The organism is Streptomyces sp. SID13726, from assembly GCF_010548375.1.
Lineage (GTDB): Bacteria > Actinomycetota > Actinomycetes > Streptomycetales > Streptomycetaceae > Streptomyces.
Window position 1 is genome coordinate 1 of the sequence record NZ_JAAGLY010000033.1, and the last position, 14,935, is coordinate 14,935.

General features: G+C 69.8%; 14 protein-coding genes. 1 reads left to right on the forward strand and 13 read right to left on the reverse strand.

All coding sequences use genetic code 11. The annotated features are described in order from the left end of the window. From G3I78_RS42795 to G3I78_RS42805, 3 genes are all read right to left on the reverse strand, one after another. Positions 1-324: hypothetical protein (locus G3I78_RS42795; protein WP_164435142.1), on the reverse strand; the 324-nt coding region annotated here is incomplete at its 3' end. A 114-nt stretch (positions 325-438) separates the two neighbouring features. Next, positions 439-1,443, reverse strand: coding sequence for a YafY family protein (locus G3I78_RS42800; RefSeq protein WP_164435144.1), 1,005 nt, complete (start codon positions 1,441-1,443; stop codon positions 439-441). A gap of 60 nt (positions 1,444-1,503) precedes the next feature. Then, complete coding sequence (locus G3I78_RS42805; RefSeq protein WP_164435146.1) at positions 1,504-2,358, reverse strand: thioesterase family protein; 855 nt, start codon at positions 2,356-2,358, stop codon at positions 1,504-1,506. 140 nt (positions 2,359-2,498) lie between these two features. Between G3I78_RS42805 and G3I78_RS42810 the strand changes: the two genes are divergently transcribed. Further along, the gene (locus G3I78_RS42810) at positions 2,499-3,719 is read left to right on the forward strand and encodes an alpha/beta hydrolase-fold protein (protein ID WP_164435148.1); all 1,221 of its coding nucleotides are present in this window, start codon (positions 2,499-2,501) and stop codon (positions 3,717-3,719) included. On the opposite strand, the gene G3I78_RS42815 is transcribed toward G3I78_RS42810, so the two are convergent. The 10 genes from G3I78_RS42815 to G3I78_RS42860 all read right to left on the reverse strand — a co-directional run bounded on the left by G3I78_RS42815 (position 3,628) and on the right by G3I78_RS42860 (position 14,881). Next, positions 3,628-4,284 carry a trimeric intracellular cation channel family protein gene (locus tag G3I78_RS42815; RefSeq protein WP_164435150.1) on the reverse strand — a complete coding sequence of 219 codons (657 nt, stop codon included), beginning with the start codon at positions 4,282-4,284 and terminating at the stop codon, positions 3,628-3,630. The two genes, G3I78_RS42810 and G3I78_RS42815, sit on opposite strands and share 92 nt — an antisense overlap. Positions 4,285-4,307: 23 nt before the next feature. Next, the gene (locus G3I78_RS42820; protein ID WP_164435152.1) at positions 4,308-5,705 is read right to left on the reverse strand and encodes a M1 family metallopeptidase; all 1,398 of its coding nucleotides are present in this window, start codon (positions 5,703-5,705) and stop codon (positions 4,308-4,310) included. 98 nt (positions 5,706-5,803) lie between these two features. Further along, positions 5,804-7,078: a dipeptide ABC transporter ATP-binding protein gene (locus tag G3I78_RS42825; RefSeq protein ID WP_343243990.1), complete on the reverse strand. Its 1,275-nt coding sequence runs from the start codon at positions 7,076-7,078 to the stop codon at positions 5,804-5,806. 14 nt (positions 7,079-7,092) lie between these two features. Further along, a complete protein-coding gene (locus G3I78_RS42830) occupies positions 7,093-8,184 on the reverse strand; it encodes an ABC transporter ATP-binding protein (RefSeq protein WP_164435156.1) in 1,092 nt (363 codons plus the stop codon). Beyond that, positions 8,181-9,188, reverse strand: coding sequence for an ABC transporter permease (locus G3I78_RS42835; protein ID WP_164435158.1), 1,008 nt, complete (start codon positions 9,186-9,188; stop codon positions 8,181-8,183). The genes G3I78_RS42830 and G3I78_RS42835 overlap by 4 nt, the downstream gene beginning before the upstream one ends. A 69-nt stretch (positions 9,189-9,257) precedes the next feature. Further along, positions 9,258-11,027, reverse strand: a complete 1,770-nt coding sequence (locus G3I78_RS42840) for an ABC transporter substrate-binding protein (protein ID WP_164435160.1) — start codon at positions 11,025-11,027, stop codon at positions 9,258-9,260. A 37-nt stretch (positions 11,028-11,064) separates the two neighbouring features. Then, positions 11,065-12,063, reverse strand: coding sequence for an ABC transporter permease (locus G3I78_RS42845; RefSeq protein WP_164435161.1), 999 nt, complete (start codon positions 12,061-12,063; stop codon positions 11,065-11,067). A 336-nt stretch (positions 12,064-12,399) separates the two neighbouring features. Next, positions 12,400-13,194, reverse strand: a complete 795-nt coding sequence (locus tag G3I78_RS42850) for an enhanced serine sensitivity protein SseB C-terminal domain-containing protein (RefSeq protein ID WP_164435162.1) — start codon at positions 13,192-13,194, stop codon at positions 12,400-12,402. 156 nt (positions 13,195-13,350) lie between these two features. Continuing rightward, positions 13,351-14,145: an enhanced serine sensitivity protein SseB gene (locus G3I78_RS42855; protein ID WP_164435163.1), complete on the reverse strand. Its 795-nt coding sequence runs from the start codon at positions 14,143-14,145 to the stop codon at positions 13,351-13,353. Between the two features lie 67 nt (positions 14,146-14,212). Next, positions 14,213-14,881, reverse strand: a complete 669-nt coding sequence (locus tag G3I78_RS42860) for an AAA family ATPase (protein ID WP_164435164.1) — start codon at positions 14,879-14,881, stop codon at positions 14,213-14,215. Positions 14,882-14,935 lie beyond the last annotated feature (54 nt).

The following is a 14,935-nucleotide window of genomic DNA, read 5'->3' on the forward strand; positions in this document are numbered from 1 at the left end:
GCCGGGACCGCCGCAGCCGCCGCCCTGGCAGCCACCGGGGCCGCCCTGGCCGCCGCCCGGACCGCCGCTCGGCATGCCCGAGGGGTTGCCGCTGGGGGCGCCGGACGGCTTGGCGGTGGAGTTGCCCGTGGGGGCACCGGAGGGGGCGCCGGAGGGGGCGCCGCTCGGCATGCCGGACGCGTTGCCCGTGGGGGCCTGACAGTTCTGCTGGCCCGAGTTGCCGGTGTTCGAGGTCGACGACGAGTCGCTCGACCCGCAGGCCGCGAGGGCGAGGGGCGAGAGCGCCAACAGGGCCACGGCGGGGAGGAGACGCACACGCTTCATGAGAGACAGCTCCAGGGAGGATGAGGAAGTCCTGAGGCCCGGAACTCAACCAACGGCCCTTAAGGCTTCCTTGAGTCCGCACTGTGCCCGGCCTGTGCGCAGGGCAAAGCGCGTCTAAAGCAACCCTTCTGACCTGGTGCTACTCTCCGAGCCCGCACCTACTCGCTGGTACAAGTCCGTGACAGAAGTGGCCGCTCCGGCGACCTCGGCGCGCACCTCGGGCGGTGCGAGCACCTCGATCCGGTCGGAGAACTGGAGGAGTTGGCGGGCCTCGCCGACCACCCCGAACGCCAGCCGGACCGTCACCCACGCGCTCTCGCCGTCGTCCTCGGGGAGTCGGGACAGATGCGCGGCCATCAGCCGCAGGAACAGGTCGAGTCGGTCGCGGCGGACCCGTACGGTGGCGTCGATGCCGCCGGGCCGCTCCTCCACCCGCCGCTTCAACACCTCCCAGGCGTCGGCGAGTTCGACTCCCGGGCGGCGCCTGACGGGGGCGTCGAGCAGTGCGGCGGAGCGCACCCGGTCGGCGCGGAACAGCCGCGGACGGGCGCGGCGGTCGGCGACCAGGTACCAGACACCGGCCTTGGCGACGAGGCCGTACGGGTCGACGGTGTACGTCCGGGTCTCCCGCTCGCCGCTGTGCCGGTAGCGCAGCCGCAGCCGGCGGTCGGCGAAGACGGCGTCCTGGAGGACCGCCAGGTCGACGGAGCGCTGCGGGCCGCCCTTCCAGCGGGTGGCGTCGACCAGGATGCGCCGGGAGGCGGTCTCGGCGGCGGGGCGGTGCGGGGCGGGCAGCGCGGCCATCACCTTGCGCAGGGCCGAACCGAGCGCGGAGTCGAGGCCGAGGGCCGCGTGGGCGCCCTGGGCGGCCAGCACGAACAGGGCCCGGGACTCGTCGGCGGTCAGGCCCGTGACGTCGGTGCGGAAACCGGCGAGGAGTTCGATGCCGCCGTGCCGCCCGCGCTCGGCGTAGACCGGGACGCCCGAGGCGGAGAGGGCCTCGACGTCCCGGTAGATGGTGCGGACCGAGACCTCCAGCCGCTCGGCGAGCTCGGGGGCGGTCACCCGGCCGCGGGTCTGGAGGAGCAGCAGGATCGACAGGAGACGGTCGGACTTCACCCCACCAGCATCCCGCCCCGGGACCGGTTCGCGAACGGTCCCCGACCGGCCCGGGATCCGCTAGCCGAGCCTGACCCGGGCCAGCTGCCGGGACTGGGCGACCAGCCGGTCCGCGCTGTCCCAGACCTCGGCGTCCTCCTCCAGGAAGCCGCCGGCGAGGTTGCGGGTGGTGATGGAGACACGGAGCGGGCCGGGGGCGGGCCTGCACCGCACGTGGACGGTCAGTTCGACCGTCGGCACCCAGCCCCTGAGGCCGATCTCGAAGGCGGTGGGCGGCAGCGCGTCCACCGCGAGGAGCAGCGAGAGGGGGTCGGGGTCCCGGCCGTCGGCGAGCCCGAACCAGGCCCGCATCTCGCCCCGGCCGGACGGGGCGCCGAGGGCCCAGCCCAGGGTCGAGGGGTCCAGCTTGAGCATCAGCCGGTCGGCGATGGCGGAGCTGCCGTCCACGGGGGCCGGGCCGTCCTCGGGGCCGAAGCACTGGTCCACCGGCGGGAAGGCGGGCGGCTTCGCCGTCGTACGGACGTCGTCGGGGAGGGCGTCGAGGTCGCCGTAGGAGGCGAGGACGCGGATGCGTTCGACTTCGGCGCCCTGGTCGTCGTACTGGAAGAGCGAGGCCTGGCCGGTGGAGAGGGTGCGGCCGGTGCGGACCGTCTCCGTGCGGACCACCGCGGGGCCCGGCTGGGACGCGGTCAGGTAGTGCGCGGAGATGGTGAACGGGTCGGCGTGCGGCAGGGCGTCCGCGAGGGCGCGGCCCAGGACGGCCAGCAGATAGCCGCCGTTGACGGCGCTGATGATCGTCCAGCCGGCGGAGAGGTCGATGTCGTAGACGCCGGGTGCGCGGCGGGTGACCGCGGTGTCCCGGTCGAACTCGCTGTCGCCGACGGTCGCGCGCGTGACGGAGGCTGCTTCAGGCATGCTTGAACGGTACAACAAGAGACTACTAAGCGGTAGCTTTTCTCGGTCACGGGGGCCCTCAGGTGAGACCAGGGCAATTTCCCGGTAAGTGTCCGCTCTCGTCCGTAAACCGATGACACGACTTCGCCCTCTGTACGGACATGAGCCTCACCGGGACCACGTTCCTCTACACGCTGATGGTGCTGTCCGCAGTCGCCCTCGTGCTGCCGCTCGTCCTGTGGTCGCGCCTGCGGGGACCGCGGATCGTGCGGGGCGCCGCCCGTGTACTGATGGTGCTGTTCGCCCAGGGCACGGCCGTCGCCCTCGTCTTCGTCCTGGTCAACAACCAGAACAACCTCTACGACAACTGGGCCGACCTGATCGGCACGGGCAACCATGTCCAGCAGGCCGCGGACCTCGGCGCCGACGGCACCGGCGGGATCTCGCTGAAACGATTGCCCAAGGTCGAGCAGCACTTCAGGAACGCGAACGGACCCGGCATGGACGGCGTGCGGGTGACCCAGCTCAAGGGCCGGGTCTCGGGCGTGAACGCCGAGGTCTACGTCTGGCTGCCGCCGCAGTACGACGAGCCGGCCTACCGGAACCACAAGTTCCCCGTGGTGGAGCTGCTGTCGGGCTATCCGGGCTCGGCGAAGGCCTGGTTCGGCTCGTTGCACGCGGTGAACCAGCTGGAGCCGCTGATGCGTGAGGGCCGGGTGGCGCCGTTCATCCTGGTCGCCCCGCGCATGAACCTGCTGGCCGGGGTGGACACCGGCTGCGCCAACATCACGGGCACGGTCAACGCCGACACCTGGCTCAGCGTGGACGTGCCGAAGATGGTCACCGACAACTTCCGCGCCCTGTCCGGTCCCGCGGGCTGGGCGGCGGCCGGGTACTCGGCGGGCGGGCACTGCGCGACCAAGCTCGCCGTCGCGCACCCCGACCGCTACCGGGCCGCGATCAGCATGTCCGGCTACAACGACCCGATCGGCGAGCGCAACTCGCTGGCCTCCGCGACCCTGGCCCTGCGCCGCGCCAACAACCCCTACGTGCTGCTGCGCGAGGACCGCACCCCGCCCGCGATCGCGCTCTACCAGTCCGGTCAGCCGGGCGACGGCTACGAGGCGGGCGTGGGCCTCGAACAGATCGCGAAGGCGCCGACGACCGTGCACGTGGTGTACATCCCGAAGAGCGCGGGCGGGCACAACATGGCGCTGTGGCGGCCCCAGTTGGTGCCGGCGTTCCAGTGGCTGACCCAGGAGATGGGGCTGCTGCACGGCCGGGCGGGCGCTACTCCTCACGCACGGTCGAGCGCCGGTTCCAGGCCCGCGGAGCTCGCCAGTGGAACCGCATCGCGAGAAGGCGCAGCACGAAAGCGGTGACGGCCGCGAGTCCACTGGTCAGCGGGGTGAGGATGTCGTAGCGGATGCAGAGCACGACCATGGTGGCGCCGACGATCGCCGGCACCGCGTACAGGTCGCGGTCCCAGCGCAGCAGTGAGGGCACCTCGTTGGCGAGCACGTCCCTGAGCACACCGCCGCCGACCGCGGTGGCGAGTCCCAGGGTGGCGGACTGGGTGAGGCCGAGCCCGTACTCGTACGCCTTCGTCGTCCCGGCGACGCAGAACAGGCCGAGGCCGGCCGCGTCGAAGACGTTCACGCCGACCTGGATGCGCTCCACGTGCGGGTGCAGGAAGAAGACCAGGAGGGCGGCGAGCAGGGGCGTGAGGAAGTAGCCGAGGTCCGTGAAGGCGGCGGGCGGCACCGCGCCGATGATCAGGTCCCGGAACAGCCCTCCGCCCAGCGCGGTGACCTCGGCGAGCACGGCGATGCCGAAGACGTCGAAGTTCTTGCGGACGGCCAGCAGCGCGCCGGAGATGGCGAACACGAAGATGCCGACGAGGTCGAGCGTGTGCTGGACGGAGGGGCTGAACAGTTGCTGGAGCACACCGCATTGTCGCGCAGGGACCGCTAGAGGGCGGGCTTGCCCGTCGTGAACAGCCAGGTGGCGAAGAGGTCGTCCAGCTGCCGGCCGCTGACCTTCTCGGCGAGCCGGATGAAGTCGGCCGTGTTCGCGTTGCCGTAGCGGTGCAGCTTCGTCCAGGTGGGCAGGAGCTTGAAGAAGGCCTTGTCACCGATGCGTTCGCGCAGCACCTGGAGGGTCATCGCGCCACGCTGGTAGACCGCGGAGGCGAACATGGTGTCGCGCTGCGGGTCCCCCACGACGGTCTGCCAGAAGGCGTTGTCGGCGGGGCGGGCGTCGTAGGCGGCCAGGAAGGAGTCGTGGGCGCTGCGGGTGCCCTGGTGCTCGGCCCACAGCCACTGGGCGTAGGTGGCGAAGCCCTCGTTGAGCCAGATGTCCTTCCAGTGCGCGACCGAGACGCTGTCGCCGAACCACTGGTGGGCCAGCTCGTGCACGATCGTCGTCTCGTTGCGGACGGCCGAGTAGACCGGTTTCGTCTGCACCTCCAGCGAGAAGCCCGCCTGCGGCATGTCGTCGACGATCGCGCCGGTCTCCTCGAACGGGTACGGGCCGAAGACCTGCGACCAGTAGTCGGTGGCGGCCGCGGTGACGGCGTACACGTCGACGTTGTTGCTGTTCTGGAGGACCGGGTCGATGGCGACGTAGATGGGGGTGCCGCCGGGGGTCGTCCCGGTCCTCACGTCGAACTTCCCGATGGTGGCGGTCGCGAGGTAGGTCGCCATGGGCTTCTTCTCGCGCCAGTGGGTGTACGTCGAGGCGCCCTTGTCGTACGTCGACACGAGGCGGCCGTTGGAGACGGCGGTCAGGCCCTTGGGGGTCTTGATGCGGATGTCGTAGGTGGCCTTGTCGGAGGGGTGGTCGCTGGAGGGGAACCAGGTGGAGGCGGCGTTGGGTTCACAGGCGACGAAGACTCCGTCGGGGGTCTTCATCCAGCCGTAGTCGGAGCCGAAGACGATGGGGCCGCTGAGGGGTTCCGGGACACCGCCGTAGGTGACGGCGACGGTGAAGTCCTTGTTCTTGCGCAGCGATTGACGCGGGGTGATGCGGATCTCGTCGCCGTCGCGGGTGAACTTGGCGCGTCTGCCGTCGACTTCGACCTTGGTGACCTCCAGCTTCTGGAGGTCCAGGTCGAAGGAGGAGAGGTTCTGGGTGGCGCGGGCGGTGAGTGTCGTACGGCCGTCCAGGCGGTCGGTGTCCGGGTTGTACGCCACGTCGAGGGTGTAGTGGCGGGCGTCGTAGCCGCCGTTGCCGAGGAGGGGGAAGTAGGGATCGCCTATGCCCGGGGCGCCGGGTTTCGGGGCCGGGGCGGCGGCGACGGCGATGGCGCAGAAAGAGGCCACCGCGGTGACGGTGGCCCCTAAGCGTGCTGAACGGGAGAGTCTCATGGTGTCGTCCCTTTCGAGCGTGTGCCGATAAGTCGGACACGGACGACTCTGCGCTCTCCCGTTCGGGCATGTGCATGACTTTGCCAACTTGTCATGCGTTACTTGTCGGTTGACTCCTGACTGGGGGATTCCGCTTCCGTGGAGGGGTTGTCGGTCGGCTGCGGGTCGGTGGGGGCTGGTCGCGCAGTTCCCCGCGCCCCTGAGTTGGCCGACTCGGCGGTGTCGTCACTTCGAGCCTCTCCCACCTCCGCCGCCACCGCCGCCGACGTCTCCGCCGACTCCGCCAGGACCTCGTCGGCGACCAGCTCTGCCGCCTCCTTCGCCACCGAGAGGAGGACCGTGTCCTGCGGGGCCTGGTCCTCGAAGTTCTCCGGATGGTGGCAGGCGACCCGCTGGCCGGGGCGGAGCTCCACGAGCTGCGGCTCCGTCGTCTTGCAGATCTCCGTCGCCTTCCAGCAGCGCGTGTGGAAGCGGCAGCCGGAGGGCGGGGAGATCGGGGACGGGACGTCGCCGCGCAGGAGGATGCGCTCGGACTTGGCGCCCCTGCGCTTGGGGTCCGGGACCGGGACCGCCGACATCAGGGCCTTGGTGTACGGGTGCATCGGCGCCTCGTACAGCGAGCTACGGTCGGCGAGTTCGACGATCTTGCCGAGGTACATCACCGCGATGCGGTCCGAGACATGGCGTACCACGGAGAGGTCGTGCGCGATGATCACGTACGTGAGGCCGAGCTCCTCCTGGAGGTCGTCCATCAGGTTCACGACCTGCGCCTGGATCGACACGTCCAGCGCCGAGACCGGCTCGTCGGCCACGACCAGCTTGGGCTTGAGGGCGAGCGCGCGGGCGATGCCGATGCGCTGGCGCTGGCCGCCGGAGAACTCGTGCGGGTAGCGGTTGTAGTGCTCGGGGCTCAGGCCCACCAGCTCAAGGAGGCGCTGGACCTCCTTCTTCACCCCGCCCTCCGGCTCCACGCCCTGGAGCCGGAACGGCGCCGAGACGATCGAGCCGATGGTGTGCCGGGGGTTCAGGGAGCCGTAAGGGTCCTGGAAGATCATCTGGATGTCCCGCCGCAGCGGACGCATCCCGGCCGTGTTCAGCCGCGTGATGTCCTGGCCCTCGAAGTGGATCGAGCCGCCGGTCGGGTCCTGGAGCCGGGTGATGACCCGCCCCATCGTCGACTTGCCGCAGCCCGACTCGCCGACCACGCCGAGCGTCTCGCCCTTGCGCACCTCGAAGTCGATGCCGTCGACCGCCTTGACCGCGCCGACCTGGCGCTGGAGGACACCCTTGCGGATCGGGAAGTGCTTCTGGAGCCCCTCGACCCGCAGCAGGACCTCACGCTCGTCGGCGGCCGGGTCCGGTTTCTTCGTCACAGCTTCGGAGTCACTCACAGCTTCGGCGCAATCTCTTCGGTCCAGATCCGCGTACGGTCCTCCGGCGAGAGGTGGCACGCGGAGAAGTGCCCGCCGCCGACCTGCTGGAGCTCCGGGCGCACGGTACGGGTGACATCGCCCTTGGGGACGTCCGCGTACGGGCAGCGGGGGTGGAAGGCGCAGCCCGAGGGGACGTTGATGAGGCTCGGCGGCTGGCCCTTGACGGGGATGAGCCGCTCGGAGGTCTCCCGGTCGATCCGCGGCATCGAGCCCAGCAGACCCCAGGTGTACGGGTGCTGCGGGCGCTCGAAGACGTCGTCGACCGAGCCGCGCTCCACGCACCGGCCGCCGTACATCACGAGGACGTCGTCGGCGATCTCGGCGACCACACCCAGGTCGTGGGTGATGAGGACGACCGCGGAGCCGAACTCCTTCTGCAGGTCCCGGATCAGGTCGAGGATCTGCGCCTGGACGGTGACGTCGAGGGCGGTCGTCGGCTCGTCCGCGATGAGCAGCTCGGGGTTGTTGACCAGCGCCATGGCGATCATCGCGCGCTGGCGCATACCGCCGGAGAACTCGTGCGGGTAGCTGTCGACGCGCTTGCCGGGCTCGGGGATGCCGACCCGGTCGAGCATCTCGACGGCCCGCTTGCGCGCGGTCTTCTTGTTGACGTCGTGGTGGACCCGGTACGCCTCCACGATCTGGTTGCCGATCGTGTAGTACGGGTGCATCGCGGACAGCGGGTCCTGGAAGATCATCGCCATCTCGCGACCGCGCAGCCGGCGCACCTCGTCGGGGTCGGCGGTGACCAGTTCCTTGCCGCCGAGCCAGATCTCGCCGGACATCTGCACGTTCTTGCCGCGCGCGCCGAGCCGGTGCAGGCCCATGATCGCCAGCGAGGTGACGGACTTGCCGGAGCCGGACTCGCCCACGATGCAGAGGGTCTTGCCCTTCTCCACCTGGAAGCTGAGCCCGTCGACGGACTTGACCAGGCCGTCGTCGGTCGGGAAGTGCACCTTGAGGTCGCGGACCGCGAGGAAGGCGTCGGGGGCGTTCCCCGGTGCCGGCTCGCCCAGGGCGGCGCCGGTCTTGGAGAGTTCGGTCACGAGAGCCTCACCCGCGGGTCGGCGGCGGCGTAGAGAAGGTCCACCAGGAGATTTGCGATCACGACGAAGAAGGCGGCGAGCAGGGTGACGCCGAGGATCGGGGGCAGGTCATTGTCGGTGATGCCCTGCACCGCGTACTGGCCGATGCCGGGCAGCGAGAACACCGTCTCGGTGATCACCGCGCCGCCGAGCAGCAGGCCCAGGTCCATGCCGAACACGGTGATGATCGGGGTCAGCGCGGCGCGCAGCCCGTGCCGGGCCACGACCTTGCGCTCCCGCAGGCCCTTGGCGCGGGCGGTGCGGATGAAGTCCTCGTTCATCGTCTCCAGCATGCCCGAGCGGGTCAGCCGCGCGTAGATGGCGGAGTAGAGCAGCGCCAGCGAACACCAGGCCGGGAAGAGCGTGTTGGCCCACTGGGCCGGGTTCTCGGTGAACGGCACATAGGTGCGGCCGAAGATCGGCCACTGGTAGGTGAAGAGCAGCAGCGCCAGGTTGCCCGTGAAGAACATGGGCAGCGAGACACCGGCGAGCGCGACGCCCATGAAGGCGCGGTCGAAGAAGCTGCGGGGCTTGAGCGCGGAGATCACGCCGATCACCACACCGGACACCAGCCACAGCACGGCCGCGCCGGCGGCCAGCGAGATGGTCACCGGGAGGCGCGAGGTGAGCTGCGGCCAGACCGCGACGTGGTTCTTGAAGGAGTAACCGAAGCAGGGCGCGTCACAGTGCGCCGTCGTGGGGCCCAGGTTGTAGGTGGCGCCGGACACGATCCCCTTGATGAAGTGCCAGTACTGGGCATACAGGGGCTGGTCCAGACCGAGGTTCTGCTTGACCGCGGCGATGTCGGCCTTCGTCGGACTCTTGCCGATGTACTGCTGCGCGAGCTGGTCGGCGGTCTGGCCGGCCATTCGCGGCAGCAGGAAGAAGATCGCGAAGGTGACCGCGGTGACGACCAGCAGCAGGATCACTGCCGCGAACGTCCGACGGAGGATGTACGAGATCACGGGGACCGGCGCCGGTGCCCGTGGGCCGCTGAGCCCACGGGCACCAAAGCCTTCACCTGCCTTCCGGGGCTACTTCTTGGTCGTGCCGATGTTGAGGTAGTCGTACTGACCGCTGAAGGCCGCCGTGGACACCAGGTTGGTGTAGTTGGCCGGGCGGTACAGCAGGACCTTGAAGTAGGTCAGCGGAACGAGCGCCGCGAGGTCCATCGCACGCTTGTCGATCTGCGCGTACAGGGCGTTGCGCGCCGTGTCGTCCTCGGTGGCGATGGCCTGCTCCAGCATCTCGTTGATCTGCTTGTCGTTCAGATACGAGAGGTTGGTGTTGCCGGAGGCGCCGATCGCGTCACCGTGCAGGATCTGCTGGAGGAAGCCGTAACCGGAGTTCCAGTCGGCACCCCACTGCATCATGTGCAGGCCGATGTTCTGCTTCTTGTCGAACGTCGGCACACCCGCGTAGTCGGTGAAGTACTTGCCCGACGGGTACTGCTTCAGGCTGGCGTTGATGCCGACCTTCTTCAGCGAGGCGATGATCGCGGTGGCCGCGTCGATCTCCTGCGGGCGGTCGCTGCGCGCCGAGATGTTGGTGTTGATCGTCGTCTTGCCGCAGGCCTTCAGCTGCTCCTTGGCCTTGGCGACGTCACCCTTGTTGTCGGTGGTCGCGTAGACGTCCGCCTTCGCGTAGCCGGTGATGTCCGGCGGCAGGACGGTCGTGGCGATGTCACCGCGGATCGGGCCGCCCTCGGCGGTCTGCACGGAGACCTTGTCGACGGCGTACTCGACGGCCTTGCGGCACTCGACCTTGTCGAACGGCGCGACCTGGTTGTTGATCGCCATGTAGACCAGACGGCCACCGTAGGTGTTGTCCGTGTTGGCCTTCAGCTTGGCGTCGTTGACGACCTTCGCCTGCGTCGCGGCCTGGACACCGGTACCACCGAGGTCGATCGCGTCACCGGCCTGGACGTCCTGGTCGATCGTCTCGGCGTTGACCTTCAGCTTGACGACGATCTTGTCCGGGTACTGCTTGCGCAGCGGGTCGGTCTTCGGGTCCCAGTTCTCGTTGCGGACGAGGACGGCCTGCTTGCCCTCGTCGTAGCTCTGGAACTTGTACGAGCCCGAGGACACGATGCTCTTGACGTAGTCGATGCCGGTGTCCTTGGCCTGCGGGACCGGCGCCGTCTGCGGCGTCGCGACCAGGTAGTCGAACTCCTGGAAGGGACGGTTGAGCTTGAAGACGATGGTGGTGTCGTCCGGCGTCTCGATGGACTTCAGGCCCTCGGCGCTCTTGTCCTTGTAGGGGCCCTTGTACGCCTTGCCGCCCTCCATGAACTGCTGGAAGTAGTTCGGGCCGAGCGAGAGCACGTCACGCGCGAAGTTGGAGCGCTCGACGGCGTACTTGACGTCCTTCGAGGTGATCGCGGTGCCGTCCTGGTACTTCAGACCGGAACGGATCTTGTACGTCCAGGTCTTGCCGCCGTCGCTCGGCACGCCCGCCTTCTCGGCGAGGTCCGGGACCAGCTTGTTGCCCTCCTCACCCGCACCGGGCTGGAAGGTCATCAGCGGGCGGGCGTAGAGCCGGCTGAGGTTGTACATGTAGGCGTAGTACGTGTTGCCGGGATCGAAGGAGTCCGGGACGTCGGAGTACTCGTACGTGACCGTCCCACCCTTCTGGGTGGAGGCGTTGACGACACCCTTGGTCGCTGCGTTGGCCCCAGCCGACTTGCTTTCGTCTCCACCGTTGTCATCGGCCTTGCTGCAAGCCGAGAGCAACAGGCTCGCACTGCCGATGGCCGCCACTGCGGCCAGCGCTGACCTTCGCATGATGGTCTGCTTCCCCTTCATTGTCGGAAATCTTGTGGACTCTCACCGCGGTCGCGGGTCAGCGGCTGCGCGGGTCGAGAGCGTCGCGGAGACCGTCGCCGAGCAGATTGAACGCGAGGACGGTCACGAAGATGGCCAGACCAGGCACGATCATGAACTGCGGGTCGACCTGGTAGAAGTCGACGGCCTGGTTGAGCATGCCGCCCCAGGAGGCCTGCGGCGGTTGGATGCCGACGCCGAGGAAGCTCAGCGACGCCTCGAAGAGGATGTTGGTCGGAATGAGCAGCGTCGAGTAGACGATGATCGGGCCGACGAGGTTCGGCAGCAGCTCGCGGAAGAGGATGTACGGCCCCTTGGCCCCCATCCCCCGCGAGGCATCGACGAACTCCCGCTCGCGCAGGGCCAGCGTCTGACCGCGCACGATACGGCCCAGGTAGGGCCAGTTGAAGAAACCGATGACGAAGATCAGCACGCTGATGTGGAGCGGCAGGCCCTCCAGGCCGAAGGCACCGCCCTGGAGCGTCGCCGAGATGGCGATCGCGAACAGCAGGAGCGGGAACGCCAGGAAGGTGTCCATCAGGCGGCTGATGATCGTGTCGACCCGGCCGCCGTAGTAGCCGGCGACCACGCCGAGGACGGCACCGATCGTGTTGGACAGGATCGTGGCGCCGAAGGCGACGACCAGGGAGACCCAGGAACCCTCGAGGATGCGGGTGGCGATGTCGCGGCCGAACTTCGGCTCCACGCCGAGCGGGTGGTCCCAGCTCATGCCGCCCCAGTCGCCCTTGGGCAGCGAGGTGTTGGGGTCGATCAGGTCCTGGTGCAGGGCGTTCGGGTCCAGGCCGAAGAGGGCCTGGATGGGGCGGGACAGCACCGCGAGCAGGACCAGCAGGATGACGATCACGCCACCGGCGACCGCCACCTTGTCCCTCTTGAAGCGGGACCAGGCGATCTGGCCCAGGGAACGGCCCTCGATCTGCCCCTTGTCGACGCCGACGAGGACAGCCTCCGGCTGCGCCTCGGCCTGCGCCCCGGTGGTCTCGATCGGTGCGGTCACAGTGACCCGACCCCTCTCGCCGGTGGTGACCGGCCTACGCCTGCCGTGGATTACGGCTTTGTCGACTTGCTCTCGATCACGGGACCGTCCGATCCCGTGTCTGACTGGGGAGTCTTCAGCGTGGCCGCGATCACCCGCCAGGCCTGGCGAAGAAAGTATGCGTAACCGTGATGCAGTGCGGAGGATTCCGTTATCCGAACAGCGGGTAACGCCCCTCGGACGCGGGGCAGTTGGGACAGAAGCGGAGATTAGCCGACCTTCGGGGCGATCCGCCGCCATCTACGCGCGGAGAAATGTGGTTGTAACGTGATGGCGCAATGACGCGGGCGGTGACGTTCAGTAGCTGCCCCGGGCCGGTGGGTAGCCGTATCCGGCCGCCGGGGCCTGCGCGGGAGCGGCGTGCGCCTCGCGGTCGTAGAAAGGCCGGGCGCCGGCCCGCATCCACAGCGCCACCGGGTCGTAGTCGTCGGACATCGCCACCGTCGAGACCGGCAGCCCGTCGGGGACCGCGCCGATGGACTGCTGCATCATCGCGCGCACCGAGTCGACGGCCGACGGGCTGGCGTCGTAGACGTCGAGACCGATGGCGAGGTACGGCGCCCCGAGCGCGGGCTGGACCCAGGCGCGGCGCAGGGAGCGGACCGCCGGGGTGCGGTGGGCGTTCTGCACGAGCAGGGCGTAGAACTGGGGGATCTCGATGCCCGGTTCCGCGAGCCGCAGCGGGCCCGCCGGCTGGCGCTCCAGGCCGGTCGCGATGCGCCGCAGGTCGAGCCAGGGGATGCCGACCCCGCCGCCCGGGGCGTGCGGGTTGAGCCAGAGGCCGAAGTGGTCGGGGTAGAGGGTGCGGGCCACGTCGACTCCGTCGACGACCTCGTAGGAGCGGTTCCAGCCGCTGGCGCTCAGCTCCTGGGCGGAGGTGACGCAGGGGGCGTAGCCGTAGCCCTCGACCTCCATGTTTCCGTACTGGGCGTCCGGGGAGCCGGACTGGCCGTGCCACAGGAGCATCCAGATCTGGCCGTTGTTCGGGGTCGCGAGGGCGCGCAGCAGTGCCTCGTAGGCGTCGTAGCGCCCGGGGGTCACCTGGCGCAGCATGTGCTCGACCGTGCCGGTCGTGGTGCCGCTGGCGCTCACGTCGTATCGCCCTTCTTGGAGGTTGCCCCGAGTATGGAACCAGCTTAAGCGCCCACGAGCCCGGGACCTGTGCGTCGTTGGCGGGTGCGGGTCGCCTGTGGCTTGTCGCGCCCGCGCGGCGGAGCCGCAAATCGACACGGCCCCGCGCCCCTTGCATCAAGTCGCGTAGGTATAGAAGGGCCGTACCTGTTCGCGCATCCAGTACCCGACCGGGTCGTCCGCCACGTCCAACAGGACCAGGTTGACCGGCCACTTCACCGGGGTCGTGCCCAGGGCCCGGCCCAGCGCGTCCATCGGCAGCGTGCGCAAGTCGCCTTCCCACTGGGAGAGTTCCACGCCGATGAACATGACCGGCTCGGCCGTCTCGATGGCGGCGAGGCAGCGGCGGGCCGTCAGGACCACGCCGGTGGCCGCGAACTCGGCGCCGGCGGCGGCGAGGAAGTCGACCGGGTCGTCCTGCCAGTCGGGTTCGTAGAGCTTGACGCGGCCGCCGGTGTTGGGGCCGTCCAGCGGGGTCCGGCCGACCCGGCAGAGGTCCGCGACCGCGGCCGGGGGCAGCGGGACGCCGACCACGCCGTCGGGGTTCACCGCGATGCCGACGTGCGGGGGCAGACCGCGGGCGAACTCGACCGCCGGGGCGATGGTGTACGCCAGATGACTGCCGGTGACCTGGCGGAACTGCTCCTCCGAGCTGAAGACCGGGACGAACGCCTGGCCGCCGATCTCCAGCGTGGGCAGGTCGAGGGGGCCGCTGTGCGGGCCGCCGCCGTTCGGCAGGGGGATCCAGACGAAGCTGCGGCCGAGCACCTCGATGATCCGGCCGCCCGCCGAGGGCATGCCGAGGGAGGCCGAGAGCACCTCCTCCAGCTCGTTGCCGGGCCATCCGCCGTGCGGATGGGGATGTGCTGACTGTGCCGGGAAGTCCGCGGGAAGATCCGCCGGGAAGTCCATCTGTCTGACCGCCTGCTGTGAACCGCTGATGTGGCTGAAAGGCTAGCGGGTGCGGGCGGTGCGTGGCTCAGCCCGTGAACCCGATCCGCCGCAGGACGTCCGCCGCGTCCCGGTCGATGAGCACCGCCGAGTCGCAGCCCGGGGGCAGGTCGCCCCGCTCCACGGACCGGATCAGCCGCGCGGCCGCGCCCCGGTGGCGCAGGAACGCGTACCGCGAGACACCCCGGCCGCGCTCGCGCTGGCCCGCCAGCGCGGTGCGCGGGGTGACGTCGAGCAGCAGCAGGTGCAGGGTGCCGCCCCGGCGCCGGGCGTCCCGGGCCAGCCAGCCGCGCACCCAGGCCTGGGTGCCGCAGTCGTGCACGACCACACCCTCGCCGGAGCGCAGGGCCCGGCGCAGTCCGGCGTAGTGCGCGAGCCGGACCAGGGGGCGGTAGACGGCGTACGGCAGGAAGCGGGCCAGCCGGCCGTCCCAGCGGTCGCGGGTGTCCTGGGAGTCGACGCGTGTCCCGGTGACCGTGCGCTGCATCAGCGTGGTCTTGCCGCTGCCGGGCAGACCGGTGATGACGACGAGGTCCCTGGGGCCGAAGAGCAGGGCGTGCGGGCTGTGGCCCGCGCGGTCGCGCAGGTCGCGGACGACCGGACGCGCGCCGCAGGCCTCGACGGCCGGGGCCGCGGGCTGCTTGGGCAGCGCGAGGCCCGTGGTCGTCGCGTACGCCGTGGTCCTGTTCACCGTCATCGTCCTCCTCCGGGGTCAGGGGTTCCCCTCCCCACCGAGCGTAAAGAGAAGGTA

What these genes read in the sequence shown, in the direction of transcription:
- G3I78_RS42820 (WP_164435152.1), bottom strand. Translation starts at nt 5,705, where the DNA reads ATGAGACTCTCCCGTTCAGCACGCTTAGGGGCCACCGTCACCGCGGTG.
- G3I78_RS42860 (WP_164435164.1), bottom strand. Translation starts at nt 14,881, where the DNA reads ATGACGGTGAACAGGACCACGGCGTACGCGACGACCACGGGCCTCGCG.
- G3I78_RS42855 (WP_164435163.1), bottom strand. Translation starts at nt 14,145, where the DNA reads ATGGACTTCCCGGCGGATCTTCCCGCGGACTTCCCGGCACAGTCAGCA.
- G3I78_RS42840 (WP_164435160.1), bottom strand. Translation starts at nt 11,027, where the DNA reads ATGAAGGGGAAGCAGACCATCATGCGAAGGTCAGCGCTGGCCGCAGTG.
- G3I78_RS42805 (WP_164435146.1), bottom strand. Translation starts at nt 2,358, where the DNA reads ATGCCTGAAGCAGCCTCCGTCACGCGCGCGACCGTCGGCGACAGCGAG.
- G3I78_RS42810 (WP_164435148.1), top strand. Translation starts at nt 2,499, where the DNA reads ATGAGCCTCACCGGGACCACGTTCCTCTACACGCTGATGGTGCTGTCC.